At 63.6% G+C, this 24,445-nt stretch carries 24 protein-coding genes; 10 read left to right on the top strand and 14 right to left on the bottom strand.

Going from position 1 to position 24,445, the window contains the following annotated elements:
- Window positions 1-1,290, bottom strand: coding sequence for a D-amino acid dehydrogenase (locus SJI03_RS15010; protein WP_322427711.1), 1,290 nt, complete (start codon window positions 1,288-1,290; stop codon window positions 1-3).
- 106 nt (window positions 1,291-1,396) lie between these two features.
- Here SJI03_RS15010 and SJI03_RS15005 point away from each other — a divergent pair, with 106 nt between their 5' ends.
- From SJI03_RS15005 to SJI03_RS14995, 3 genes are all read left to right on the top strand, one after another.
- The gene (locus SJI03_RS15005) at window positions 1,397-1,897 is read left to right on the top strand and encodes an Lrp/AsnC ligand binding domain-containing protein (protein ID WP_034754979.1); all 501 of its coding nucleotides are present in this window, start codon (window positions 1,397-1,399) and stop codon (window positions 1,895-1,897) included.
- A 148-nt stretch (window positions 1,898-2,045) separates the two neighbouring features.
- Complete coding sequence (locus SJI03_RS15000; protein WP_099378671.1) at window positions 2,046-2,393, top strand: hypothetical protein; 348 nt, start codon at window positions 2,046-2,048, stop codon at window positions 2,391-2,393.
- Window positions 2,394-2,468: 75 nt separating this feature from the next.
- A complete protein-coding gene (locus SJI03_RS14995) occupies window positions 2,469-3,035 on the top strand; it encodes a carboxymuconolactone decarboxylase family protein (RefSeq protein WP_322427710.1) in 567 nt (188 codons plus the stop codon).
- Window positions 3,036-3,054: 19 nt separating this feature from the next.
- On the opposite strand, the gene SJI03_RS14990 is transcribed toward SJI03_RS14995, so the two are convergent.
- On the bottom strand, window positions 3,055-3,993 hold the full coding sequence (locus SJI03_RS14990; protein WP_322427709.1) for a DMT family transporter: 939 nt from the start codon (window positions 3,991-3,993) through the stop codon (window positions 3,055-3,057).
- Window positions 3,994-4,051: 58 nt separating this feature from the next.
- Entirely contained in the window at window positions 4,052-4,825 is a 774-nt protein-coding gene (locus SJI03_RS14985) for an AraC family transcriptional regulator (protein ID WP_322427708.1), read from the bottom strand.
- A gap of 125 nt (window positions 4,826-4,950) precedes the next feature.
- On the opposite strand from SJI03_RS14985, the gene SJI03_RS14980 reads away from it, so the two are divergent.
- A complete protein-coding gene (locus tag SJI03_RS14980) occupies window positions 4,951-5,811 on the top strand; it encodes a tetratricopeptide repeat protein (protein WP_322427707.1) in 861 nt (286 codons plus the stop codon).
- Here SJI03_RS14980 and SJI03_RS14975 read toward each other — a convergent pair.
- Window positions 5,788-6,780 carry a GlxA family transcriptional regulator gene (locus SJI03_RS14975; RefSeq protein WP_322427706.1) on the bottom strand — a complete coding sequence of 331 codons (993 nt, stop codon included), beginning with the start codon at window positions 6,778-6,780 and terminating at the stop codon, window positions 5,788-5,790. The two genes, SJI03_RS14980 and SJI03_RS14975, sit on opposite strands and share 24 nt — an antisense overlap.
- A 112-nt stretch (window positions 6,781-6,892) precedes the next feature.
- Between SJI03_RS14975 and SJI03_RS14970 the strand changes: the two genes are divergently transcribed.
- Complete coding sequence (locus tag SJI03_RS14970) at window positions 6,893-7,531, top strand: cysteine hydrolase family protein (protein ID WP_322427705.1); 639 nt, start codon at window positions 6,893-6,895, stop codon at window positions 7,529-7,531.
- Window positions 7,532-7,585: 54 nt separating this feature from the next.
- The gene (locus tag SJI03_RS14965) at window positions 7,586-8,146 is read left to right on the top strand and encodes a YdcF family protein (RefSeq protein ID WP_322427704.1); all 561 of its coding nucleotides are present in this window, start codon (window positions 7,586-7,588) and stop codon (window positions 8,144-8,146) included.
- Between the two features lie 7 nt (window positions 8,147-8,153).
- Here the strand turns inward: SJI03_RS14965 and glpK are convergent, their stop codons facing one another.
- The 8 genes from glpK to glpD all read right to left on the bottom strand — a co-directional run bounded on the left by glpK (window position 8,154) and on the right by glpD (window position 17,307).
- Window positions 8,154-9,647, bottom strand: coding sequence for a glycerol kinase GlpK (glpK, locus tag SJI03_RS14960; protein ID WP_322427703.1), 1,494 nt, complete (start codon window positions 9,645-9,647; stop codon window positions 8,154-8,156).
- A gap of 76 nt (window positions 9,648-9,723) precedes the next feature.
- The gene (locus SJI03_RS14955; RefSeq protein WP_034779106.1) at window positions 9,724-11,451 is read right to left on the bottom strand and encodes an ABC transporter substrate-binding protein; all 1,728 of its coding nucleotides are present in this window, start codon (window positions 11,449-11,451) and stop codon (window positions 9,724-9,726) included.
- A gap of 63 nt (window positions 11,452-11,514) precedes the next feature.
- The gene (locus SJI03_RS14950; RefSeq protein WP_369811512.1) at window positions 11,515-11,817 is read right to left on the bottom strand and encodes a DUF2160 domain-containing protein; all 303 of its coding nucleotides are present in this window, start codon (window positions 11,815-11,817) and stop codon (window positions 11,515-11,517) included.
- A 1-nt stretch (window position 11,818) separates the two neighbouring features.
- Window positions 11,819-12,625, bottom strand: a complete 807-nt coding sequence (locus SJI03_RS14945; RefSeq protein WP_099378663.1) for a carbohydrate ABC transporter permease — start codon at window positions 12,623-12,625, stop codon at window positions 11,819-11,821.
- Window positions 12,622-13,506, bottom strand: coding sequence for a carbohydrate ABC transporter permease (locus SJI03_RS14940; protein ID WP_034754965.1), 885 nt, complete (start codon window positions 13,504-13,506; stop codon window positions 12,622-12,624). Before SJI03_RS14940 ends, SJI03_RS14945 begins: the two co-directional genes overlap by 4 nt.
- The gene (locus SJI03_RS14935; RefSeq protein WP_322427702.1) at window positions 13,506-14,606 is read right to left on the bottom strand and encodes an ABC transporter ATP-binding protein; all 1,101 of its coding nucleotides are present in this window, start codon (window positions 14,604-14,606) and stop codon (window positions 13,506-13,508) included. The genes SJI03_RS14940 and SJI03_RS14935 overlap by 1 nt, the downstream gene beginning before the upstream one ends.
- Window position 14,607: 1 nt before the next feature.
- Window positions 14,608-15,702, bottom strand: coding sequence for an ABC transporter ATP-binding protein (locus tag SJI03_RS14930; RefSeq protein ID WP_322427701.1), 1,095 nt, complete (start codon window positions 15,700-15,702; stop codon window positions 14,608-14,610).
- Between the two features lie 93 nt (window positions 15,703-15,795).
- Complete coding sequence (glpD, locus tag SJI03_RS14925; protein ID WP_322427700.1) at window positions 15,796-17,307, bottom strand: glycerol-3-phosphate dehydrogenase; 1,512 nt, start codon at window positions 17,305-17,307, stop codon at window positions 15,796-15,798.
- Window positions 17,308-17,534: 227 nt separating this feature from the next.
- Between glpD and SJI03_RS14920 the strand changes: the two genes are divergently transcribed.
- The 4 genes from SJI03_RS14920 to SJI03_RS14905 all read left to right on the top strand — a co-directional run bounded on the left by SJI03_RS14920 (window position 17,535) and on the right by SJI03_RS14905 (window position 21,881).
- Window positions 17,535-18,293 (top strand): DeoR/GlpR family DNA-binding transcription regulator, encoded by a 759-nt coding sequence (locus SJI03_RS14920; protein WP_185982124.1) that lies wholly within the window; start codon window positions 17,535-17,537, stop codon window positions 18,291-18,293.
- A gap of 356 nt (window positions 18,294-18,649) precedes the next feature.
- Complete coding sequence (locus SJI03_RS14915) at window positions 18,650-19,153, top strand: MarR family winged helix-turn-helix transcriptional regulator (RefSeq protein WP_099378659.1); 504 nt, start codon at window positions 18,650-18,652, stop codon at window positions 19,151-19,153.
- 207 nt (window positions 19,154-19,360) lie between these two features.
- A complete protein-coding gene (locus tag SJI03_RS14910; RefSeq protein ID WP_322427699.1) occupies window positions 19,361-20,881 on the top strand; it encodes a SulP family inorganic anion transporter in 1,521 nt (506 codons plus the stop codon).
- A 79-nt stretch (window positions 20,882-20,960) separates the two neighbouring features.
- The gene (locus SJI03_RS14905; protein WP_322427698.1) at window positions 20,961-21,881 is read left to right on the top strand and encodes a pyridoxal-phosphate dependent enzyme; all 921 of its coding nucleotides are present in this window, start codon (window positions 20,961-20,963) and stop codon (window positions 21,879-21,881) included.
- Here SJI03_RS14905 and SJI03_RS14900 read toward each other — a convergent pair whose 3' ends face one another.
- Both SJI03_RS14900 and cysC read right to left on the bottom strand, forming a co-directional pair.
- A complete protein-coding gene (locus SJI03_RS14900; protein WP_322427697.1) occupies window positions 21,882-23,909 on the bottom strand; it encodes a diguanylate cyclase domain-containing protein in 2,028 nt (675 codons plus the stop codon). It lies immediately after the preceding gene.
- The gene (cysC, locus tag SJI03_RS14895) at window positions 23,882-24,412 is read right to left on the bottom strand and encodes an adenylyl-sulfate kinase (protein ID WP_322427696.1); all 531 of its coding nucleotides are present in this window, start codon (window positions 24,410-24,412) and stop codon (window positions 23,882-23,884) included. Before cysC ends, SJI03_RS14900 begins: the two co-directional genes overlap by 28 nt.
- Window positions 24,413-24,445: the final 33 nt, after the last annotated feature.

Raw genomic sequence — 24,445 nt, 5'->3', positions numbered from 1 at the left:
TCAAGCCACCGCGTGTTGCAGTTTGCCCTGGCCCTGCGCGCCGCTGTAGCGGCTGACGGACAGGTCGTCGGCCAGAATCGCCGGCTGTTTCGACGACATCAGGTCGGCCAGCAATTGCGCCGAGCCGCAGGACATGGTCCAGCCCAGGGTGCCGTGGCCCGTGTTGAGGAACAGGTTGCGCAGCGGCGTACGGCCGACGATCGGCGTGCCGTCCGGCGTCATCGGGCGCAAACCCGTCCAGAAAGTCGCTTCGGCCGTGTTGCCGCCGCCGGGGAACAGGTCGTTGACGACCATTTCCAGGGTTTCGCGGCGGCGCGGGTTCAGGTTCAGGTTGTAGCCGGCGATTTCCGCCATGCCGCCCACGCGGATGCGGTCGTCAAAACGCGTCACGGCAATTTTATAAGTTTCATCGAGGATGGTCGACACGGGCGCCTTGGCCGCGTTGACGATAGGCACGGTGATCGAGTATCCCTTCAGCGGATACACTGGAATGTCGAGCAGCGGCTTCATGAAGCCCGTCGAATAGGAACCGAGCGCCACGACATAGGAATCAGCCTTGACGATTTCCGCGCCGCATTGCACGGCGGCAATTTCGTCGCCCTGGGTCAGCAAGGCATCGATGGACACGCCGTAGCGGAACTTCACGCCCAGCGCCTCGGCCATCTCGGACAGGCGGGTGGTAAACAGCTGGCAATCGCCCGTTTCATCGTTGGGCAGGCGCAAGCCGCCGAACAGCTTATCCTTGACCGCTTCGAGGGCCGGCTCGGCGCGCGACAGCTCGTCGCGCTGCAACACTTCATACGGTACGCCCGCGTCTTTCAATACTTCGATATCCTTGGCGGCATCGTTGTATTGCTTTTCCGTGCGGAACAATTGCATCGTGCCTTGCTGGCGGCCTTCATACGTGATGCCCGCCTCGGCGCGCAGCACCTTGAAGCAGTCGCGGCTGTATTCGGCCAGGCGCACCATGCGTTCCTTGTTCACGGCATACGCTTCCGGTGTGCAATTACGCAACATCTGCCACATCCATTTGAGCTGGGCGGCGCTGCCGTCGAGCGAGATGGCCAGAGGCGCGTGGCGCTGCATCATCCACTTCACGGCTTTCAGGGGAATGCCGGGCGCAGCCCATGGCGAAGCGTAGCCGGGCGAGATTTGCCCCGCATTCGCGAAGCTGGTTTCCAGTGCCGGGCCCGGCTGGCGGTCGATGACGGTCACCTCATGTCCTGCCTTGGCCAGATAGTAAGCACTGGTGACGCCGATGACGCCGCTACCCAGAATCACAATACGCATAGTTTCCTCATTATATTTTTTTAGGCTGACGCCAGATTAACCGCTATCATATTGGGAAAGAGCCAGTATTTGTTCACGTATAAATCGAGATATTCAGCAATAAATCATGAGAATCCTTAAAGAATCGGCACGTGGCCTCGACAAGCTGGATCGCCACATCCTGCGCATCCTGCAACAGGATGGCCGCATCTCGATGAAAGACCTGGGCGAACAGGTGGGACTGTCCATCACTCCCTGCATCGAGCGGGTCAAGCGCATGGAGCGCGACGGCGTCATCACGGGCTACCACGCCAAGGTGAACCCGGCCGCGCTGGGCGCCAAACTGCTCGTCTTTGTGGAGATTACGCTGAATCAAAAATCCGCGTCCGCCTTCGAGCAATTCCGCCGCGAAGTGCTGCAAATTCCCGAAGTGCAGGAATGCCACCTGGTATCGGGCGACTTCGATTACCTGATCAAGGCGCGCATCCATGAGATGGCCGAGTACCGCAAGCTGCTGGGCGACATGCTGCTGCAGCTGCCCGGCGCCGCGCAATCGAAAAGCTATGTGGTGATGGAAGAAATCAAGGAAACCCTGGCGCTGTCGACCGACGTATTGCAGAGCCGATAAAAGTACCGCCTGCCGGCACCAAAGGCATCGTCTTGTGCGCCTTTGTATAATCTTGTAGCACATTCGGGGCCACGCAAGCACACTCCTGTCCTGACATCACGCCCGTCCCCTCTGAGATTGGAAGCAGTGATGCACACTGGGAGTCCGTATGAACACATTGATAAAACTGGCAGCTTCCTGCCTCGCGGGCCTGGCCGTGGCCATGTGCACCGCCAGTGAATACAAGGTCAACCGCGCGCCGGACAATGGCGCCATCTATCAAAACATCAAGGTGGGCAAGACCACCCGCCTCGACCTCGACGCGGCCCTGGGCAACGCCACCGTCGTCAGCTTCGATCCCGGCTATGAGGTCTGGGTCTACAAGAACCAGCTGCAAGCACCCAAGATGACGCGCCTGATCCCCCTGCTGGGAGAAAAAGGCACGCGCGAGGTGGCCGTCATGTTCGACCAGGCAGGCATCGTGCGGAAATTCCGGATACACGAGCCGCGCAAATAGCGTCCATGCTGGCTATACTGGCTGCTGGCTGCGGCGTCCCGCCGCCCGCCACCCGCCACCCAGCAAGGAGTTTGCATGCGCCTGCCCCTGATCGCTCCGCAAGACCTGACACAAGAACAGAAGCCGCTGTATGACGATATGCGCAAAGGCATCAGCAGCAATTTCAACGATTTCATCGCCGTGCGCGAAGACGGCGCCCTGATGGGGCCATGGAATCCGTGGCTGCACGAACCGGCCATCGGCAAGGCCATCTGGGACCTGACCCTGGCCATGACAGCCAACGCCACCTTGCCCGACAACGTGCGCCAGATTGCCATCCTGGTGGTCGGCGCGCGCTACAACGCCGCCTATGAAATCTACGCCCACATCGCCGTCGCGGAGCGCGAAGGCATGCCGGCCGAGCGCCTGGCCACGCTGGTGGCCGACGTCAAGCCTGTCGACCTGGACAAACACGAAAGCATCGCCTACGACCTGGCCTACGCGCTCAGCGGTGGCGGCACCTTGCCGGAGCCGCTGTACCGGCTGGCGCTGACCACCTTTGGCCAGCACGGCACCAACGAGCTGATCTACCTGGTGGGCCTGTACGCGCTGGTCTCGACCACCTTGAACGGCTTCAACGTGCCGGTGCCGGAACGCGACTGAAAACCCCTGCCCCTGCCGATCAAGCCGTCGCCGCATTGGCTGCACGCTGCGGCCGGTGCGCCGCGGCGCATGCCGCCACGCCTGCCAACAACAGCAGGGTGGCAGCCGCCTCGGCCAGCGTGGGCCAGCGCTGCTCCCACAAGTAGCCGTACAGCAAGGCAAACAGGAATTCAAAGACGATCATCTGCCCCATCAGGGTCAATGGCAAGACGCGGCTGGCGTGGTTCCACAAGCCATTGCCGACGACGGAACACAGCAGCGCGACACCCGTGACGACGCCGGCAAACTGCAGCCAGGCCGTGGCGCCATGCTGGGCCGGTGCGGCAAGCGCGACGGGAATGGCCAGCAGCAGCGCAGCAGCGCCCGTGACCACGCCCGTCAGCAAATTCCACTCCTGCGCCGAGACCAAGCGCAGCCGCCCCAGCCAGCGGCTGTTGCCCACCGCATACACCGTCCACGACAGCAGCGCCGCCAGCGCGCACAACAGCCCCAGCAGGGAAGCGTGTCCCGGATGCGCCAGCGACTGCCAGCTGATGCAGGCCAGCCCGCCCGCGCTCAGCAACAGCGAAGGGATCAGTTTGCGCAAGGGCACGGCATGGCGGTCGCGGCTGCCCACCAGCGTGACGACCAGCGGCAGCAAGCCGATCACCATCGACGTCATGGCCACGCCGCCCGTCTGCACGGCGCTGGCCAGCAGCACGTAATACACGATATTGCCTGCCAGGCTGAGCCAGATCAGCCCGCGCCATTCGCGCCACGTCAGGGTGCGCAGCAGACGCCGCCACGACGGCGCGACCAGCACGGCCGCGATCAGGCCGTACGCCAGGTAGCGCCCCACGGACAGTTCCAGTGGCTGGAAGGCGGGGATCAGCGCCGGCGCCAGGAATACCAGCCCCCACAGTGCGCCTGCGGCTATGCCGGCCAGCATGCCCAGCCAGCTCTTGTTCTCTTGATGCATGGTCAATCTCCTGAAAAGGAGATTGTGGCAAGTCTGCCGCGTCCGATCTTGGCGCCAGCTACTGCCTTGTTGACCATTTCTCCCATTTATCGCGACATGCGCGCCGGTAGACCGCTGGCGTGACATCCATGCTGTCGCGCATGGCGCGCGTCAATGCGCTCTGCTCGGAAAAGCCGGCCGCCAGCGCGATTTCGGCAAGGCCGGCATCGCTGGCGGCAAGCAAGTCGCAGGCGCGTCCGAGGCGCTGCTGCAACAGCCAGGCATGCGGACTGATATCCATTTCCTCGCGGAACAGCGCGTGCAGGCGGCTGACGCTGAGGCTGGCAAAGCGCGCCATCGACGCCGTCGACCACGGCAATCCCGGTTCGGCTTGCACGCGGGCAATCAACGCACCCAGGCGCGAACGCGCTTGCGGCTCGCCCAGCAGCAAGGTATCGAGCAGCAGCGGCGTCCAGCCCGTGACGATGGCCGGCGTCAGCGCCTGCTGCTGCGCCATGACGCCCAGGTAGTCAATCAGCTTGCGGGCGCCCAGCCCGATCACCGTATAGGGACGCTCCAGCAGGCGCTGCCAGCTGCCCGTGGCCACGGCGGCCGCGTCCACGTCGACGATGATGGAATGGTTGGCCACCCGGCTATGCTGGGCATGCCAAGTGTGCGCCGGGATCACCACGCCCAGCTGCGTATCGACTTTTCCCTCCCTGCCGTCGATTTCCAGCAACAGCTGGCCGTGCACGGGCAGCACGAGTTGCACGAAATCATGCCGGTTCGGCGCACCGATTTCCGCATAGCTGCGAAAGCTGAGGTCGATGGCAGAGTGGGGTGTGCTGGACATGGCGAGACCGCCTGGGCGAAGAATCCCCTATTTTATCAGTTCGCTCATTGCTTGCAGGCCGCGCGATACGTGCGCGCGGCGCCGCCCGCTTGCCCTACACTGGCGTTTTATCCTCCCTTACCTCCATGCAACGACCTGCAAACCTCATCCATATTTCCGCGGAACAAGACTGGCAACACGCGACAGCATATCCACCGCTAGGCTTCACCCCGTTTTCCGAAGGCGCGCTGGGTAATGGTGACACTTTCGGCCTGTACTGGCCCATCGGCCGCGAAGCGTCCGAGCCGATCGTCGTCGAGACGTGGCACGACGAGTGGCGTATCCAGCCGCACTTTTCCAGCCTGGCGGCGTTCCTGCAAGCCTACGCGGCAGCGGAAGATGAGTATGTGGGCACGCCATCGCTGGCCGACGACCCCGCCTCGCCGCGCGCCGCGTTTCTGGCAGCCAAGGAACAGATCGCCCAGCGCAACCCGGACGCGGCCATCGCCCTGCTGGAAGCGGCGCTGGCCATCGTGCCCGAATATACGGACGCGCTGGTGCTGCTGCATGGCCAGTATGTGCGCGCGGGAAGAATCGATGCCGCCGTCAAGGTGGCCATCCAGGCCATCATCTCGCCGCCGTCCTTTGGCGGCCCGCCCCTGAAAGCCTTGCAATGGCTGCGCGCGCAGCCGGTGCCGGACGAGGAAATTGACCCCATCTGGCGCGCCTGCGGGCAATTGTCGTTCCACTTTGGCGGCAGCAAGGACAATGCCGATTACCCCGTGCTAATGGCCGCCATCGCCACCTACCTGGCGCAAGACAACCATGTTGGCGCCTCGACCCTGATGCAAACGTATGCCGAATTGATGAGCGCAGAAACCGTGTCCTTCCAGGAACGCTACGGCTTCGATGCCACTGCTTTCATCGGGCGGCAAATCGCCGTCAGCGCAATGCTGCCCCAGGGCAGCCGCGACCCTGCCACGCTATGGTCCAACGACCTGGCCTAGCTGCTGCCGGAACAGCTTGCGATACGCCGAGGGCGACGTCTGCAGATTCGCCCGGAAATGCTGACGCAGCGACAATGCCGTGCCGAAGCCGGCCTCTTGCGCCACGACATCGATCGAGGCCGCGCTTTTTTCCAGCATGCCTTGCGCATGCGCAAGGCGCTGGTTCAGCAGCCATTGCTTGAACGACGTACCCGTCGCCTGGCGAAAGTGGCGCGTAAAATTGCGCCGGCTCATGGCGGCCCGTTCGGCCAGCGCGTCGATGCTGTGCGCCTGGCCCAGGCTGGCTGTCACGCTGGCCAGCACGTCGGCAAAGCGCCCTTCGCTGCCGGACACAGGCAACGGACGCGCGATGAATTGCGCCTGCCCGCCCTGGCGGTGCGGCGCCACCAGCAGGCGGCGCGCCACCCGGTTCGCCACTTCGGCGCCCGCCAGCTGGCGCAGCAGGTACAGGCAGCAATCGAGGCCGGCCGCCACGCCGGCCGACGTGAGTACTCCGCCATCGTCCACGTACAGCACTTCGCGGTCCACCCTGACCTTGGGATAGCGGGCCGCCAGCCTCTCCGCCATGCCCCAGTGCGTGGCTGCGCTCTTGCCATCCAACAAGCCCGCCTGTGCCAGGGGAAATGCGCCCAGGCACAGCCCCACCATGCGCGCCCCGCGCCGGCTGGCCGCCTGCAGCGCAGCGACCAGGGCAGCCGCCGCAGCGCGACAATCGTCGTGCCAGGCCGGCATGATGACGATATCGGCCCCGTCCAATCCTTCCAGGCCGAACTCGGGCGTGATGCCGAAGCCGGCCGCCGTGCGCAAGGGCGCGGGGTCGGCGGCGCAGACGCGCACGTGGAAAGGCGGCAGATCGGCCTCGTCCGTCTGGGCGCCAAACACGAGGCAAGGCACGGACAAGTGAAATGGCGTCATGCCGTCGAAGGCGATCACGGCAATTATCAGGGTGGTGGCAGGAATAGCAGGCATGGCCCGATTTTATCGCATACAGGCCTTCGGGCCACTTTTTATTTGCAACGCGCGGCTTGACAATGGCTGTATCGGGGAAGTCCTTCCTCTTTCAACCATTCAGGAGTCACGCATGTCCAACACTACCGCACCACGCCGCGCCCTGCTCGTCATCGATGTACAAAATGAATACTTTACGGGCGACATGCCCATCGAATATCCGTCCGTCGACATCTCGCTGCCGAATATCGTCACCGCCATGGCTGCCGCCCGCGCCGCCGGCGTGCCCGTGATCGTCGTCCAGCACGATGCGCCGGAAGCCTCGCCCATCTTCGCCAAGGGCAGCGACGGCTGGCAGCTGCATCCGCAAGTGGCAGCGTTTGCCGCCGACCACCGCATCAACAAGAGCATGGGCAGCGCCTTTGCGGACACGGATCTGCGCGCCTGGCTGGATAGCCACGGCATCGACACCCTGACGGTGATCGGCTACATGACGCACAACTGCGACGCGGCCACCATCTACCACGCCGCGCACGACGGCTTGCAAGTCGAGTTCCTGCAAGACGCCACCGGCACCCTGCCCTACGCCAACGCGGGCGGCACGGCCAGCGCCGAGGAAATCCACCGCGTGTTCAGCGCCGTCTTCCATTCGAATTTCGCCGCCGTCGCCAGCACGCAGGACTGGCTCGATGCCGTGCGCGAGGGCAAGCCGCTGGAAATAGACAATATTTATCTGTCGAACCAGCGCGCGCGCAAGGCGCAGGCGAACTGACGCCGGCGGGAATGGACGGGTATCATGCATCCATTCCCAACTTGATGATGCACGATGCGAAAAATAACACTGGTCGGTTCAAGCGCTGTTGGCGTGTTCCTGCTGGCCACCGCCGCCCTGGTGCTGGCGGGACTCAACGACAAACCGGCTCCCGCCGACGTGATCGTCGTGCCCGGCAATACGATCCTGCCTGACGGCACGCCCAGCCCCCGCCTGCAGGCGCGGCTCGACGCGGCGCTGAAACAGTTTCAGGAGCGCAGGGCGCCGCGCATCCTCGTCAGCGGGGCGACGGGCAAGGAAGGTTTTGACGAGGCCGCGTCCATGGCCCGCTACCTGCAGTCGCGCGGCGTGCCCGCCAGCGCCATCCTTGAGGATAATCAAGGCTGGACCACGGACGCCACGGCCCGCAACGCGGCACTTCTCATGCACCAGCACGGCTGGAAGACAGCCATGGTCGCCACGCAATATTTTCATGTACCGCGCTTCCGCCTGGCTTTGGAGCGGGCCGGCATCACCGTCAGCGGCCAGGTGCACGCGCCCTACTTCGAGCTGCGCGACCTGTACTCGGTACCGCGCGAAACGGTAGGTTACGCCGTGTATTTCATACGCCATTGATACCAGTTCACTCGCTCCAGTCGCGCGAGCGCTCCACGGCCCGCTGCCACTTGTGCAGCCGCGTCAAGCGTTCATCGGCCGCCATGGCCGGCTCGAAGCGGCGTCCCACCTGCCATTGGGCGGCGATTTCTTCCTGCGATTTCCAGAATCCCACGGCCAGACCCGCCAGGTAGGCGGCGCCCAGGGCTGTCGTTTCCGTCACCACGGGGCGCACCACGGGCACATTCAAGATGTCTGCCTGGAACTGCATCAGCATGTCGTTGCGGGCCGCGCCGCCGTCGACGCGTAGTTCGGATAACGCGATGCCCGCGTCGTCCTGCATGGCCGACAACACATCGACGTTCTGATACGCCACGCCTTCCAGTGCCGCGCGCGCGATATGCGCCTTGCCCGTGCCGCGCGTGATGCCGATCAGGGTGCCCCGTGCATACGGGTCCCAGTACGGCGCGCCCAGACCCGCGAACGCGGGCACGAAGACGAGGCCGCCCGAATCGGGCACGCTGGTGGCCAGCGCTTCCACTTCGGACGAGTCGCGGATGATGCCGATGCCGTCGCGCATCCATTGCACGGCCGCGCCCGCGATAAAGGCGCTGCCTTCGAGCAAATAGTCGGTTTGATTTGCATCAGGACCCAGGCTCCAGCCCACCGTCGTCAACAGCCGGTTTTTCGAGGGCAATGGGCGCTTGCCCACGTTCATCAGCATGAAGCAGCCCGTGCCGTAGGTATTCTTGGCCATGCCCGGCTTCAGGCATGCCTGGCCGAACGTGGCCGCCTGCTGGTCGCCCGCGATGCCGGCGATCGGCACGGAGACGCCCAGCAGGTCAGCGTGCGTGTGCGTGGCCACGCCGCTCGATGGCACGACGTCGGGCAGCAGGGAGGCGGGAATATCCAGCAGCGCCAGCAGATCCGTGTCCCATTGCAGGGTGTGGATATTGAACAGCATGGTGCGCGCCGCGTTGCTCGTGTCCGTCAAGTGGGCGCCGCTCATCTTGTAGATCAGCCAGCTGTCGACGGTGCCGAAGGCCAGCTCGCTCCGCTCGGCGCGCGCGCGGGCGCCGGGAACATTGTCGAGCAGCCATTTCAATTTGGTGGCGGAAAAATAGGCGTCCAGCACGAGGCCCGTCTTTTGCTGGATCAAGTCCGCCTTGCCCTGCTCGACCAGTTGCTCGCAATAAGCCGCGTTTCTGCGGTCTTGCCAGACGATGGCGTTAGCGACGGGTTTGCCCGTGGCACGGTCCCACAGGACCGTCGTTTCGCGCTGGTTGGTCACGCCGATAGCGGCCACGTCGGATGCGGCCACGCCGCTGTCGCGCAGCACCTGCTGCAGCACGCCCTCTTGCGAGGCCCAGATTTCGTTCGCGTCATGCTCGACCCAGCCCGGCTGGGGGAAAATCTGGCGGAATTCGCGCTGCGCGCTGGCGTGCGGCCGCCCCGCATGGTCGAACAGGATGGCGCGCGAACTGGTGGTGCCCTGATCTAAAGCAAGTATGTATTTGGTCATGGTCTGGTAATGCAAGCATCGGGTAAAAACAGGCACGGAACCATCAAGCTCCGTGCCTCGGGACAGCGGCGGCAGTTTACCTTACCTTGCCTTCTTTCCAAGCCTGCAATAATTTATCGTAGGCAATCGTTTCACCCTTCGGTTTTTCATTCGCCAGCTTTTTCCATGGGGCGTGCTGGTCCGACAGATACTGGTTCGGATCAACCTTGGGATTGAGCTTGGGTGCGCACGCCTTCATGCCGGCCCGCTGCAAGCGCGCCATGACCTGGTCCATTTCCTCGGCCAGGTTATCCATGGCGGCCTGCGGCGTTTTTTCCGCCGTAATCGCCGTGGCCACGTTTTTCCACCACAGCTGCGCCAGCTTCGGATAGTCGGGCACGTTGTTGCCGGTCGGCGTCCACGCCACGCGGGCGGGGCTGCGGTAGAACTCGATCAAGCCGCCGTATTCGTTCGCGTGTTTCGTGAAGTAATCATGGCGGATGTCCGAATCGCGGATAAACGTCAGGCCCACGATCGATTTCTTCAGCGACACGGTTTTCGACGTGACGAATTGCGCGTACAGCCAGGCGGCGGCCTTGCGGTCGTCCGGCGTGGACTTGAACAGGAACCAGGAACCGACGTCCTGGTAGCCGTTCTGCATGCCCTCTTTCCAGTACGGGCCGTGCGGCGACGGCGCCATGCGCCATTTCGGCGTGCCGTCCTTGTTGACCACTGGCAAGCCCGGTTTCGTCATGCCGGCCGTAAATGCCGTGTACCAGAAGATTTGCTGGGCAATTTCACCCTGCGCCGGCACGGGGCCCGATTCCGAGAAATTCATGCCGTTCGCCTGCGGCGGCGCGTATTTCTTCATCCAGTCGATGTATTTCGTCAGCGCAAACACGGCCGCCGGCGAATTGGTGGCGCCGCCGCGCGACATCGAGGCGCCCACGGGCGTGCACTTGTCGGCCGCCACCTTGATGCCCCATTCGTCGACAGGCATGCCGTTTGGAATGCCCTTGTCGGCCGCGCCAGCCATCGACAGCCACGCATCCGTGAAGCGCCAGCCCAAGGATGGATCTTTCTTGCCGTAATCCATGTGGCCATAGACTTTCTTGCCGTCCAGCTCCTTCACGTCATTGGTAAAAAAGTCGGCGATGTCTTCATAGGCGGACCAGTTCTGCGGCACGCCCAGCTCGTAGCCATACTTGGCCTTGAACTTGGCTTGCAAATCCTTGCGCGCGAACCAGTCGGCGCGGAACCAGTACAGGTTGGCGAATTGCTGGTCGGGCAGCTGGTACACCTTGCCATCGGGCGCCGTGGTAAAGCTGATGCCGATGAAATCCTTCAGGTCCAGGCCGGGATTGGTGAATTCCTTGCCCTTGGCGGCCATGTAGTCGGACAGCGGCTCGACGGCGCCATAGCGGTAATGCGTGCCGATCAAATCGGAATCGGAAATCCAGCCGTCATAGATGCTCTTGCCGGACTGCATCGAGGTCTGCAGCTTTTCCACCACGTCGCCTTCCTGGATGATGTCGTGGCGCACCTTGATGCCCGTGATTTCCTCGAAGGCCTTGGCCAGCGTCTTCGATTCGTAGACGTGGGTGTCGATGGTTTCCGAGACCACGGAAATTTCCTTGATGCCCTTGGCTTTCAGCTTGGCCGCCGCATCGATGAACCACTTCATTTCAGCAAGCTGTTGCTGCTTGCTCAGGCTGGATGGCTGGAATTCCTTGTCGATCCAGGTTTGCGCCTGCTTGGCGTCGGCCAGGGCCGCATTCGACACGAGCATGGCCGCAGCCGCGAAGACCGTGAACTTCAATTTCATCGTGAATCTCCTTTTTAGTTGTCATCTGGCCTGCGATAGCGGGCCAGTGTTCTCATCTACGACTTATCCCCAACGCATTACCACTAACAACACTACAAAACTGATGCCGGCACCAATCGCCTGCTGCATTTCCGTGAACCCCGCCCACGCCAGATTCACATACGCGGCCGTCAGCAAGCCGATGAACAGGCGGTCGCCGCGCGTAGTCGGCATGGGCAGGAAGCCCTTGCGCTCAATGCTGGGCGAACGGATTTGCCACACCGTCATGCCGGCCAGCATCAAGCCGATGCAAATGAAGAAGATGGCCACTTCCGGCGTCCAGGCCATCCAGCCGAACAGGCTGGCTGTGCTATCGGTATTTTCCATGTCACACCCTCCCCATCGCGAAACCTTTGGCAATGTAATGCCGCACGAACCAGATCACCAGCGCACCGGGCACAATGGTCAGCACCCCGGCTGCCGCCAGCACGCCCCAGTCCATGCCGGCCGCCGACACCGTGCGCGTCATGGTGGCGGCAATCGGCTTGGCATTGACGGAAGTCAAGGTGCGCGCCAATAACAGTTCCACCCAGCTGAACATGAAGCAGAAAAACGCCGTCACGCCCACGCCCGACTTGATCATCGGCAAGAAAATGCGGATGAAGAAGCGGGGGAAACTGTAGCCGTCGATATACGCCGTCTCGTCGATTTCCTTCGGCACGCCGGACATGAAGCCTTCCAGTATCCACACGGCCAGCGGCACGTTGAAGACCATGTGCGCCAGCGCCACGGCCAGGTGCGTATCCATCAGACCAACGGTGGAATACAGCTGGAAGAACGGCACGAGGAAGACGGCGGGCGGCGTCATGCGGTTGGTCAAGAGCCAGAAGAACAGGTGTTTATCGCCGACAAAGTTGTACCGCGAGAAAGCATACGCGGCCGGCAAGGCGACCGTGACCGACATGACCATATTCAAGGCCACGTAAATCATGGAATTGATGTAGCCGCTGTACCAGGACCGGTCGGTAAAAATCGTGTGATAGTTGGCGAACGTCAATTGCTGGGGCCACAGGCTCAGCACGCCCACGATTTCCTCGTTGGTCTTGAGCGACATGTTGAGCATCCAGTAGATGGGCAACAGCGAGCCCAGCAGGAAGACGACGAGGATGGCGCTGCTCATTTTCTTGTGCATCATTTCTGGTCTCCCGTGCCGACGCGCTGCATCCACGTGTACAGCACAAAGCAGAACAGCAGGATGATGAGGAAATAGATCAGGGAAAACGCGGACGCCGGCCCCAGGTCGAACTGGCCCACGGCCTTTTGCGTCAGGTATTGCGACAGGAACGTGGTGGCATTGCCCGGCCCGCCGCCCGTCAGCACGAACGGTTCCGTGTAGATCATGAAACTGTCCATGAAGCGCAGCAACACCGCGATCATCAGCACATTGCGCAGTTTTGGCAGCTGGATGTAGCGGAACACGGCCAGGCGCGAGGCGCCGTCGATGCGGGCCGCCTGGTAATACGCGTCGGGAATGGCGCGCAAGCCCGCATAGCACAGCAGCACAACCAGGGGCGTCCAGTGCCAGATATCCATCACCATCACCGTCAGCCACGCATCGAGCGAATTGCCGTTGTAATTGTAGTCAAAGCCCAGCTGGTTCAAGGTGTAGCCCATCAGGCCGATGTCGCCGCGGCCAAAGATTTGCCAGATGGTGCCCACGACGTTCCAGGGAATCAAGAGGGGCAGCGCGATCAGCACCAAGGCGAGGGACGCCTTCCAGCCATCGGCCGGCATGCACAGAGCAATCAAAATGCCCAGCGGAATCTGGATCGCCAGCACGGAACCGGAAAACAGCAACTGGCGCAGCAAGGCGCTGTGCAAGTCGCCGTCCAGCATGACCATGCGGAACCACTCGGTACCCACGAACACCTTTTGCGTGGGGCTCAGAATATCCTGCACGGAATAGTTCACCACCGTCATCAGGGGCAGGATGGCGGAAAAGGCCACGCACAGCAGCACGGGCAGGATCAATAGCCAGGCGCGGCGGTTGTTATCGGTTTTACCGTTATGTATCATCAGGCCACCCGCTTATCGTTGACATAGAACAAGGTGCGTTGCGGCGGAAAGCGCAGCCGCACGGCATCTCCCGCGACGGCATCGACGGCGCGCAGCTTGGCCGCCACCGTCGCGCCACCCAGCTGGAATTCCGCCAGGTAATGCGTGCCCATGTTGCGCACGGCCGTGACCGTGGCGTCCAGGCAATGGTCGCCATGGTCGCCACCCTCGCCCGCCCGCACGCATTCGACGAATTCCGGCCGCACGCCCACCGTGATTTTCCCTTGCGCGCCAGACAGCGCCGCGCGGGCGGCAGCGGACACGGCGAGCAGCTGCCCCGCCAGACGCACGCCGCCATCGTCCAGGGTGCAATCGAGCAAGTTCATGCCCGGATTGCCGATGAAATAGCCGACAAAGGTGTGTTCCGGTTCCTCGAACAGCGCTTGCGCACTACCCGTCTGCACCACTTCGCCTTGGGTCATGACGACCACCTGGTCGGCAAAGGTCAGCGCTTCCACCTGGTCGTGCGTGACGTAGATCAAGGACAATTTCAGTTCGTGGTGGATTTCCTTCAATTTTCTGCGTAGCAACCATTTCAAATGCGGGTCGATCACCGTCAGCGGTTCGTCGAACAGCACGGCCGCCACGTCCGGGCGCACGAGGCCGCGGCCCAGCGAAATCTTTTGCTTGGCGTCCACGGACAAACCGCTGGCGCGCAGTTTCAGGTCGCCCGTCAATTCCAGCATCTGCGCCACCTGCTGCACGCGCTTTTTCACCTCGATCTCTTTCCAGCCGCGATTGCGCAGCGGAAACGCCAGATTGTCATGCACGGTCATGGTGTCGTAAATGACGGGAAACTGGAACACTTGCGCGATATTGCGTGCTTCCGTGGGCAGCTGCGTCACATCCTTGCCGTCGAACAGCACCTTGCCATGCGACGGTTTCACCAGGCCGGAGATAATGTTGAGCAAGGTCGTCTTGCCGCAGCCGGACGGCCCCAGCAAGGCATACGCGCCGCCGTCATGCCACTCCATGCTCATGGGCCGCAGCGCATAGTCGCTTGGCGCCGTGGGATTCGGTTTGTAGGCGTGGGCCAGGTCGACCAGTTCGATGCGCGCCATGTCACACCCCTCCTTGCGCAGGAGCAAACAGCAGCCCGCCGTCTTGCGCGAAGATCAGCAAGGCGTGCGGCTGGCAATACACGGTGCAGGCGCTGCCGATTTCCAGGTTGTGCACGCCACCGAGCTGCGCCACCAGCGCCAGGTCGCCACGGCGCGCATGCACATAGGTTTCCGAACCGCTGATTTCCGCCAGGTCCACCTGTGCCGCGATGGGCACGTCGCCATCGGACTGCGGCGACAGATGCAGGCTGTGTGCGCGCACGCCGAGGATCACCTCCGTGCTGTCGCCCAGGCGGGCGCGCTGCGCGCCGCTCAGGTGTATCGACAGGCCGTCGGCCGCCTGCGCCACACCGTGCGCATCCACGCGCGCGGGGATCAGGTTGATGGGCGGGTCGCTGAAGGTGCGCGCCACGTCGATGGAGTTGGGGGCGTTGAAGACGTCCAGGGTCGGCCCCTGCTGCAGCAATCGTCCCTCGTGCAGCACGGCCACGTGGCCGCCCAGCTGCAGCGCTTCCAGCGGTTCCGTGGTCGCATACACGACCGTCGTGCTGCCGCTGGAAAACAGTTCCGTCAATTCGCGGCGCAATTCCTCGCGCAGCTTATAGTCGAGGTTCACCAAAGGTTCGTCGAGCAGCAGCAGGGACGCATCCTTGATCAGCGCGCGCCCCAGCGCCGTGCGCTGCTGCTGTCCGCCGGACAATTCTCCGGGAGTGCGCTGCAGGTAGGGCGTGATGTGCAGGCGCTCGGCCAGCGCCAGCACCTTGGTGCGTATCTGTTCCTCGGGTTCCTTGCGCAAGCGCAAGGGCGAAGCGATATTGTCGTAGACGGTGAAGGCCGGATAGTTGATGAATTGCTGGTACACCATGGCCAGGTTGCGTTTGCTGACGGGCACGCCCGTCACATCGACGCCATCGGCCGTCACCGTGCCCCCGCTGGGCTTGTCCAGGCCCGCCATCACGCGCATCAGGGTCGTCTTGCCGGCACGCGTGGTGCCCAGCAAGACGTTGATGGCGCCCGGCACCAGTGCCAGCGACATCGGATATAAAAAGTCGTCAGCCCCCTGCTTCCTGCTGATCTTGTCCAGTACCAGTTGCACGCGCTTCTCCTCCAGTGATGGTTTCTTATTCTTCGCCGCACCCTCTGCGGGGCGCGGTCGCCAACGTTTTGTGCTTACAGCAATGGGTACTGCTTACGGCAAAGGGTGCTGCAACAGCCAGGCGTCGAGCGTGCCCGCCGTCTCGCGCGGCAGGTGCAGGCCCAGCTTGGAGCGCCGCCACAGGATGTCGGCCGCGCTGACGGCCCATTCATGGCGCCGCACATAATCGACTTCCGCCGCGTACAGGCCGGCGGCGATTTCCTCGCCCATGGCCGCCACCTCCGTCCGCCCGGCGAGCAGCACGTGGATGCGCGTGCCGTAGGCGCGTGCATAGCGCGCCACCAGCGCTGCCGGCAGCCACGCATATTCGCGCTGCAAGCCTTGCACGAACTGGCCGAACTCGCGCACGGAGCGGTTCTGCGGCGTGCTGCCGTACACATCGCCGCCGGGCAGGCAGGCGCTGGCGGTCCAGGCCGGCAGCGTATTGCCCAGCAAGGGCGCCAGCATGTCCATCGCTTCCTCGGCCAGCTTGCGAAACGTGGTAATCTTGCCGCCGAAAACACTGAGCAGCGGCGCACCTTCCTGGTCCAGTTCGAAGCGGTAATCGCGCGTGACGGCCTTGGCGTCGGCCGCCGCGTCTTCCACCAGCGGACGCACGCCCGCATACGTCCACACCACGTCGGCCGGCAAGATTGGCTTGCTGAAATAGTAACTGGAAAGCTCGCACAAGTAACGAATTTCCTCGTCGTCGATTTCCACCTTGCCACGGTCGCCTTGGTAGTCGAGGTCGGTGGTGCCGATCAGGGTGAAATCATGCTCATACGGAATGGCAAACACGATGCGCCCGTCCGGATGCTGGAAGATGTAGGCGTGATCATGCGCGAACAGGCGCTTGACGACGATATGGCTGCCCTTGATCAGGCGCAAATGGCGGCCCTGTCCACCGGGCGCCGCCTGCTGCAGAAACTCGGCCGTCCACGGCCCGGCCGCATTGACGACGCTGCGCGCCCGCACGGTCGTCTGCCTGCCGTTGGCGTGCTGCAAGGTCGCCAGCCAAGCGTCACCTTCGCGCGCCAGCATCGTGCAGCGCGTCTGCGTCAGCACGTGTGCGCCCTTGTCCGCCGCGTCGATGGCGTTGAGCACCACCAGGCGCGCATCGTCGACCCAGCCGTCGGAATACACGAAGCCGCGCTTGAACTCGGGTTTTAACGGTTGTCCGGCCGCGTGGCGGGTCAGGTCGATGCCGCTGGAGGCCGGCAGGATTTCCCGCTTCGCCAGCATGTCATAGAGAAACAGGCCGGCGCGTATCAGCCAGGCCGGGCGCTGGCCCTTGGCGTGCGGCATGACGAAGCGCAGCGGCCACATGATGTGCGGCGCCGAGCGCAGCAGCACTTCGCGCTCGATCAGCGCCTTGCGCACGAGGCCGAATTCATAGTATTCGAGGTAGCGCAGGCCGCCGTGTATCAGCTTGGTGGAGGCCGACGAGGTATGCGCGGCAAGGTCATCCTTTTCGCACAGCAGCACGGACAGGCCCCGGCCCGCCGCGTCGCGCGCGATGCCGGCGCCATTGATGCCGCCACCGACCACCAGCACATCGCATGCCATCGCTGTCTCCACACCTTGCTGTGCTGCGGCCATCGGGACTCCGTGTCTGTCGGGGGAAAGGCTGGCGAGGAAAGACTAGGCATCGCCGGCGACTGTCGTTAAGATCAATACAGATGTAATTCGAATGCAATATGGATAAGATACGCCAGATTGCGAATCGATAGCAACATATTTTTATCACTATTTGTTCGTTTTTGTTCGTTTGTGATTTTTAAAGAGACAAGCCCATGATTTTGAATCCCCGCCAGCGCCGCCTGCTCGAAGTGGTGCGCCAGAAGGTCACCATGTCCGTCGAAGAGCTGGCCCAGCAGCTGGACGTGACGCCGCAAACCGTGCGCCGCGATGTCAAGCAGATGGAAGAAGCGCGCCTGCTGGCCCGCTACCACGGCGGCGTCGGCTTGCCTTCGTCCGTGGAAAACATCGATTACAGCCAGCGGCAAGTGTTCAACAGCGACGCCAAGCGGCGCATCGCCGCCGCCGTCGCCGCGCAAGTGCCGCACGGCTGTTCACTGCTGATCAATATCGGCACGACGACCGAGGAAGTGGCGCGCGCGCTGGGCCGGCACACGGGCTTGCACGTAGTGACGAACAACCTGAACGTGGCCGCCATCCTGGCCGACAACGCCGCCTGCGAAGTCATCGTGGCCGGCGGCGTGGTGCGCGGGCGCGACCGCGGCATCGTCGGCGAAGCCACCATCGACTTCATCCGCCAGTTCAAGGTCGACATCGGCATCATCGGCATTTCCAGCATCGACGAAGACGGCAGCCTGCGCGACTTCGATGCGCGCGAAGTGAAGGTGGCGCAAGCCATCATCGAGCAGTCGCGCGAAGTGTGGCTGGTGGCCGACCAGCATAAATTCGGCCGCAAGGCGCTGGTGCGGCTGGCCGACCTGGCGCAAGTCGACATCTTGTTTACGGATGCGCCGCCGCCGCCCCGCTTTGCCGAAGTATTGCGCGAAGCGGGCGTGAAGGTGGTGCTGGGCTGAGCGGGCCACATTTCTGCAAGAAAACCTCGCACTGTCGCGCGGGCAATACGTCATGTGTGGGCAAGCACACAGAAATGATATGAAATATTTATCAATTCGGCAAAAATGATGTTACCATTGATGCAACAAGAGTTATTTTTTTAATCTTCCTCTCCGGCAATACGATTATTGGCTTGTTATTGCTTTTTATCTATTCAGAGCAAGAAAAAAGGAAAAACTCTTTGCCGGCAAGTGATTTCCTGTGAAAACAGTGTTAAAACTACCTCAAGCACGATGATTGTTCCCAAACAAACCACTCGACAGCAAGCGTGAAGGCCTTAACCATGCCGGCAACGCCGCCCAGTGAAGGAAAAGAAATGAGCCATAATTTTGAAACGGCCGCCATGCCGCAAGCCGCCCACCCCAACAGCCTCCCCGTCAGCGAGCTGGAAGCCCACCTCGGTTACTGGCTGCGATTCGTTTCCAACCACGTTTCCCACAGCTTCCAGAAAAAAGCCGAAGCCAATGGCGTGACGGTGTCCGAATGGGTGGTGCTGCGCGAAATGTTCCGCCTGGGCTGCACCTCGCCCACGGTGCTGGCGCAAGTGTCCGGCATGAGCAAGGGCGCCGTCTCGAAATTGATCGACCGCCTGGAAAGCAAGGGCATGGTCAGCAAGTCGATCCTGCTGGCCGACCGCCGCCAGCATTCGATCGAGCTGACCACGGAAGGCGAAGCGCTGGTGCCCGTGCTGGCCGGGATGGCAGACCAGAACGATGAGGAATTCTTCGGCAAGCTGCCGCGCCAGCTGCGCGACGACCTGCTCGAAGCAATGAAGGAAGTGGCGCGCACGCATCAGCTCAAGAGCGCGCCCCTGAATTAACTGCGCCACCGTGCGCCACAGGCGAGCCCGGGCCCCGTGACCGGCCCCGCTTGCCTGTGCAATAATAGGGCTTGCCGCTCACTCGCACAGCCCATACCGATGTAGTTTCCCTCGTCCAGCCTGTCACACTCCGTTCCCGGCGCCGCCTTCGGCCAGCGCCCGTATCCCTGCGCGCACGCGCTGCGCCGCATTTGTCATTGGAAGTCCATGTCCACACTCAGCCCGGCCGACATCAAGGTCAATGTCCTGAGCGGCGCCACTGTCGCCCTCGCCCTCGTACCGGAAGCGATCGCTTTCGCCCTGCTGGCCCATGTCAGTGCCCTCACCGGCCTGTATGCGGCCTTTTTCATGTGCCTGATCACGGCCGCGCTGGGCGGCAGACCCGGCATGATTTCCGGCGCCACCGGCGCGCTGGCCGTGGTGATGGTCAGTCTCGTCGTCAGCCATGGCGCCGAATACCTTTTTGCCACCGTCGTGCTGATGGGGCTGCTACAAATACTGTTTGCGGCCTGCCGCCTTGGCAAGCTGATACGCATGGTGCCCCACCCCGTCATGCTGGGCTTCGTCAACGGCCTGGCCATCGTCGTCTTCATGGCACAGTTCGGCCACTTCAAGACGCTGGACGCCAGCGGCGCGCTCAGCTGGCTCAGCGGCGCACCCCTCTACCTGATGCTGGGCCTGGTGGCCGTGACCATGCTGGTCATCTATCTGCTGCCGCGCCTGACCACCGTCATCCCGTCCTCGCTGGCAGCCATCCTGCTGGTGGCCGGCCTGGTCTGGGCCTGTGGATTGAAAACGAAGACCGTGGGCGACATGGGATCGATCGCGGGCGGCCTGCCGCGCTTTCACCTCCCACAAGTGCCGCTGACGCTGGAGACGCTGACCATCATCGGCCCGTATGCGCTGATCCTCGCCACCATCGGTTTGCTGGAGACACTGCTGACCCTCAACCTGATCGACAGCATCACCGACACGCGCGGCAAGCCGAACCGCGAAAGCCTGGCGCAAGGACTCGCCAACATCGTCAGCGGCTTCTTCGCCTCGATGGGCGGCTGCGCCATGATAGGCCAGAGCATGATCAACATCGGCAACGGCGCCCGTTCGCGCCTGTCGGGCATCGTGGCCGGCGTACTGCTGCTGGGCTTTATCCTGTTCCTGTCGCCATGGATAGAGAAAATTCCGCTGGCCGCGCTGGTGGGCCTGATGTTTGTCGTCTGCGCCAAGACCTTCGCCTGGGGCAGCCTGCAAACCCTGCGCAAGATCCCCCGCGCCGACGCCATCACCGTGGTCGGCGTGACCGTCATCACCGTGCTGACGGACCTGGCGGTGGCCGTGCTGGCCGGCGTGGTGTTTGCCGCCCTCGTCTTCGCGTGGCAGCATGCCAGGCAGATCGCCGTGCGCACCGGCACCGATGAACGTGGCTGGAAGGTGTATCTGCTGGAAGGCTCGCTGTTCTTCGCCTCGACGGCCAGTTTCACGGCCCTGTTCACGCCAAGAGAAGATCCGCAGCACGTGGTGATCGATTTCGCGGGAGCGCGCGTGGTCGACCATTCCGCCATCGAGGCGATCGACGCGCTGGCGCAGCGCTACCAGCAGGCGGGCAAGACGCTGCACCTGCGCCACCTGAGCCCCGACTGCCTGGCGATCCTGGGCAAGGCACGCCCCATGGTGGAAGTCAACGACCGGGAAGACCCACACTACCGCGTAGCCGACAACCGCCTCGATTAAGCGCCACGCCGGCAAGCGTGGGGCCTAGCCACGGGCGCTTCGGCTATGATGTTGGCCTGACTGTTTACCAGGAACATGCATGGCACTGCACATCGAAACTCCCTTGCTCAACTCGCGCGCCCTGAGCCTGCACAGCGAACGCGCCATCTGGCTCAAGCTCGAAGCCTTGCAGCCGCCCGGCTCCTTCAAGATCCGCGGCATCGGCCTCGCCTGCGAAGAATACGCGCGGCGCGGCGCCAGCCGTTTCATCTCGTCTTCCGGCGGCAATGCCGGCATCGCCGTCGCCTATGCGGGCCGCCAGCTGGGCATTCCCGTCATCGTCGTCGTGCCGGAAACCACCAGCGAACGGGCCAAGGCCCTGATCGCGCAGGAAGGCGCCGAAGTCATCGTGCACGGCGCAGCGTGGCAGGAAGCGAACGCGCTGGCGCAGTCCATGCTCACGCCGCAAGACGCCTTTTTGCACCCGTTCGACGACCCGCTGCTGTGGCAGGGCCACGCCGGCATGATCGATGAAGTGGCGCGCGCGGGCCTGAAACCGGACGCCGTGGTGCTGTCGGTGGGTGGCGGCGGCCTGCTGGCCGGCGTGGCCGAAGGCTTGCAACGCAATGGCTGGGATGACGTGGCGCTGGTGGCCGTGGAAACGCAAGGCGCGGCCTCGCTGGCGGCCGCAGTGGCCGCGCGCGAGCACGTGGCCCTGCCAGCCGTGAGCAGCATCGCCACCTCACTGGCCGCGCGCCAGGTCTGCGCGCAGGCGTTTGCCATCAGCCAGACGCGCCTGCTGCACAGCGTGGTAGTGTCGGACCGGGCCGCCGTCGTCGCCTGCCAGCGCTTTATCACCGACCAGCGCCTGGTGGTGGAGCCGGCCTGCGGCGCGGCGCTGGCGGCCGTCTACGGCAAGGTGCCGGAACTGGCGTCCTACCGCAAGGTGCTCGTCATCGTCTGCGGCGGCGTGACCGCCACCACGCAGCAGCTCGACCACTGGAGCACCACCCTGTCGTAGCTAAGGCGCCGCCTCGAGCAGCGCCACGCCGTCGCGGCCCTGCCCCTTGGCGGCATACAGGGCCTGGTCGGCCAGGTCCAGCAACTGCGCCGGCGTCAGCGCGCCTTCACGGAAGATGGCGATGCCGATGCTGGTCGTCACCGGCAGCGGGCCGCTGGCCAGGTCGAAGGGCTGGCGGATGGCATCGATGATCTTGGCGCCGATCTGGCGCACTTCGGCCGCGCTGTTCACGCCTTCCAGAATAATCACGAATTCATCGCCGGCCAGGCGCGCCACCAGATCGCTGGCGCGCACGCTGCGCACCATGCGTGCGGCGAATTCCTTCAGCACCTCGTCGCCCGCCTTGTGTCCCAGGCTGTCGTTGATGGCCTTGAAACGGTCGATATCGAGATAGGCCAGCGCCATCGGCGCGCGCGCGGTCCGCGTGCGCTGCATGCTTTGCGCCAGCTGCTCGTCGAAGCGGCGCCGGTTGGCGATGCCCGTCAGGGTATCGGTGGCGGCGGCAAACTGCAGCGCCGTGTGCACCGCCCTGGTCTTGGTGATTTCGTGGATCAGGCCATACACGCCTTCCACCGCGCCGCTCTCGCCCACGTCGGGCACGTAGCTGGTCTGGAAGGCGCGCATGCCAGTGTCTCCCTCGCCGCCGAGGGTGAATTCATATTCGACCTCCTCGCCCGCAAAGGCGCGCCGCAGGTAGGCTTCGCGCATTTGATACGCTTCCTCGCCCAGCACCTCGCGGATCGACTGCATCAGGCTTTCCTGCTGCGACCGGCCGAACCATTTCTCGAACGTGGCGTTGATGAACTGGTAGCGGTGCTCGCGGTCGATATAGACGATCACCACGGGCACATGGTCCGTCAGCAGTTTCAAACGCCGCTCGCCGTCGCGCGTCTGCGCCTCGGCGATTTCGCGCTCGGCCACCAGCGAATAAAAGTCGCGGCTCAAGTCGCCGATCTCGTCGCGCCGCTCGATTTGCAGCACATCGATACCCAGGCGATGACGGCGAATCTCATGCACCTGGTGGCGCAAGCGCGCCAAAGGCTGCAACAGGCGCAGCACCACGCGCCAGCCGGCCAGGCCCGCCAGCGCCGCCAGCAGCACGGCGGCCAGCAGGATCTTGCTGCGGATGGCATGCAGCGGCGCGAACGCGTCGCTCATGGGATAGACGGACGCCAGTATCCAGCCCGTCGAGGCGATGCGGTGGTAGGCAAACAGCGCATCGACGCCTTGCGTGGTGGTGCCCGTCAGCCAGCCCTCGAAGCCCTGCATGGCGCGCCGCGTGGGTACGCTGATGGGGCCATGTGCTTCGATATGCTGCATGATGCGCGACTTGTCGGGATGCTCGACGATCACGCCTGTGCTGGTCATGATGTACAGATAGCCGCCCGGACCCGGCTTGAGCGCGCCGAGACGGCCCAGGAAATCGGGCTGGCGCAGGTTCACGCTGGCCGCCAGCACATAGCGCACGCCGCCCTGCGCGTCGAACACGGGCTGCGTCACCACGACGATGGGCATGCCGGAAATGCTGCCGTTGAGCGGTGCGGAAATCACCGAGCGCCGCGTCGCCAGCGTCTGTTCAAAGTAAGGACGACCCTTCACGTTCAGCCCCGCCTGCGGCTTGAAGGGACTCACGCTGGCCAGGACGACGCCGTCGATGCCGACCACACCGGCCGAATAAAACTCCTTGCCCAGCACCGTTTGCGCGGCCAGGAAACGCTGCAGGCTGGCGCCGTCGTGCGCGCCGCCGGCCGCCAGGCTGTCTGCCATCGCGCGCAGCACATTGCGCTTCGCGTCAAGTTCTTCATCGATGAAGACGGCGGCGCTGGACAGCGAGACGTACTGCTGGCGCCCCGTCACGTCGCGCATGCCGCGCTCGGCCACGGCCAGGGTGGCCAGCGCCAGCGACGCGACCGCGCCCAGCACGAGCAGGAAGACGACGACGCTCATGCGCGCCTTCAGACTGGCGGGCAAGTGCCGGCGCAGCCATTTGCGCCAGGTCGTCACGGCCGCAGCTGCAAATGGCGGCACAGACGCTCGACCGACTCTTCCAGCGCCAGGGTGCCCGTATCCAGGGTCAGCGCGGCCGCCAGCGGCGCTTCGTAGGGGGCCGACACGCCCGTGAATTCGGCGATCTGCCCCGCGCGCGCCTTCGCGTACAGGCCCTTGACATCGCGTTCCTCGCACACGGCCAGCGGCGTGCTGACGTGGACTTCGATGAAATGCGCCGTACCGATGATGGCGGCGGCCATGGCCCGGTCGGCGCGGGAGGGGGAGATGAAGGCGGCGATGACGGTCAGGCCTGCCCCGTTCATCAGGCGCGCCACTTCGGCTGTGCGGCGGATATTTTCATGCCGGTCTCCGGGCGTAAAACCCAGGTCGCGGTTCAAGCCATGGCGCAGCTGGTCGCCGTCGAGCACCGTCACGGCGCGGCCCTGCGCCTTGAGCGCCTGCGCCAGCGACAGGGCGATACTGGTCTTGCCGGCGCCGCTCAAGCCCGTCAGCCAGACCGTGTCGTGTTGTCCTGCTGTCATTACACTGCCTCTCTCTTGTAGAGCTGGCAATAT

Origin of the sequence: Janthinobacterium sp. GMG1 (genome assembly GCF_034427795.1) — a bacterium.
GTDB lineage: Bacteria > Pseudomonadota > Gammaproteobacteria > Burkholderiales > Burkholderiaceae_D > Janthinobacterium.
This window is presented reverse-complemented; position numbering and strand designations above follow the sequence as displayed.

Excerpts from the sequence above, each read along its gene's own strand:
- SJI03_RS15000 (WP_099378671.1), top strand. The coding sequence starts at position 2,046 with ATGAACACATTGATAAAACTGGCAGCTTCCTGCCTCGCGGGCCTGGCC.
- SJI03_RS14990 (WP_322427709.1), bottom strand. The coding sequence starts at position 3,993 with ATGCATCAAGAGAACAAGAGCTGGCTGGGCATGCTGGCCGGCATAGCC.
- SJI03_RS14920 (WP_185982124.1), top strand. The coding sequence starts at position 17,535 with ATGATTTTGAATCCCCGCCAGCGCCGCCTGCTCGAAGTGGTGCGCCAG.
- SJI03_RS15010 (WP_322427711.1), bottom strand. The coding sequence starts at position 1,290 with ATGCGTATTGTGATTCTGGGTAGCGGCGTCATCGGCGTCACCAGTGCT.
- glpD (WP_322427700.1), bottom strand. The coding sequence starts at position 17,307 with ATGGCATGCGATGTGCTGGTGGTCGGTGGCGGCATCAATGGCGCCGGC.
- SJI03_RS14970 (WP_322427705.1), top strand. The coding sequence starts at position 6,893 with ATGTCCAACACTACCGCACCACGCCGCGCCCTGCTCGTCATCGATGTA.
- SJI03_RS14950 (WP_369811512.1), bottom strand. The coding sequence starts at position 11,817 with ATGGAAAATACCGATAGCACAGCCAGCCTGTTCGGCTGGATGGCCTGG.
- SJI03_RS14955 (WP_034779106.1), bottom strand. The coding sequence starts at position 11,451 with ATGAAATTGAAGTTCACGGTCTTCGCGGCTGCGGCCATGCTCGTGTCG.
- glpK (WP_322427703.1), bottom strand. The coding sequence starts at position 9,647 with ATGACCAAATACATACTTGCTTTAGATCAGGGCACCACCAGTTCGCGC.
- SJI03_RS14985 (WP_322427708.1), bottom strand. The coding sequence starts at position 4,825 with ATGTCCAGCACACCCCACTCTGCCATCGACCTCAGCTTTCGCAGCTAT.
- SJI03_RS14910 (WP_322427699.1), top strand. The coding sequence starts at position 19,361 with ATGTCCACACTCAGCCCGGCCGACATCAAGGTCAATGTCCTGAGCGGC.
- SJI03_RS14980 (WP_322427707.1), top strand. The coding sequence starts at position 4,951 with ATGCAACGACCTGCAAACCTCATCCATATTTCCGCGGAACAAGACTGG.
- SJI03_RS14995 (WP_322427710.1), top strand. The coding sequence starts at position 2,469 with ATGCGCCTGCCCCTGATCGCTCCGCAAGACCTGACACAAGAACAGAAG.
- SJI03_RS15005 (WP_034754979.1), top strand. The coding sequence starts at position 1,397 with ATGAGAATCCTTAAAGAATCGGCACGTGGCCTCGACAAGCTGGATCGC.
- SJI03_RS14965 (WP_322427704.1), top strand. The coding sequence starts at position 7,586 with ATGCGAAAAATAACACTGGTCGGTTCAAGCGCTGTTGGCGTGTTCCTG.
- SJI03_RS14945 (WP_099378663.1), bottom strand. The coding sequence starts at position 12,625 with ATGATGCACAAGAAAATGAGCAGCGCCATCCTCGTCGTCTTCCTGCTG.
- SJI03_RS14915 (WP_099378659.1), top strand. The coding sequence starts at position 18,650 with ATGAGCCATAATTTTGAAACGGCCGCCATGCCGCAAGCCGCCCACCCC.
- cysC (WP_322427696.1), bottom strand. The coding sequence starts at position 24,412 with ATGACAGCAGGACAACACGACACGGTCTGGCTGACGGGCTTGAGCGGC.
- SJI03_RS14935 (WP_322427702.1), bottom strand. The coding sequence starts at position 14,606 with ATGGCGCGCATCGAACTGGTCGACCTGGCCCACGCCTACAAACCGAAT.
- SJI03_RS14940 (WP_034754965.1), bottom strand. The coding sequence starts at position 13,506 with ATGATACATAACGGTAAAACCGATAACAACCGCCGCGCCTGGCTATTG.
- SJI03_RS14975 (WP_322427706.1), bottom strand. The coding sequence starts at position 6,780 with ATGCCTGCTATTCCTGCCACCACCCTGATAATTGCCGTGATCGCCTTC.
- SJI03_RS14905 (WP_322427698.1), top strand. The coding sequence starts at position 20,961 with ATGGCACTGCACATCGAAACTCCCTTGCTCAACTCGCGCGCCCTGAGC.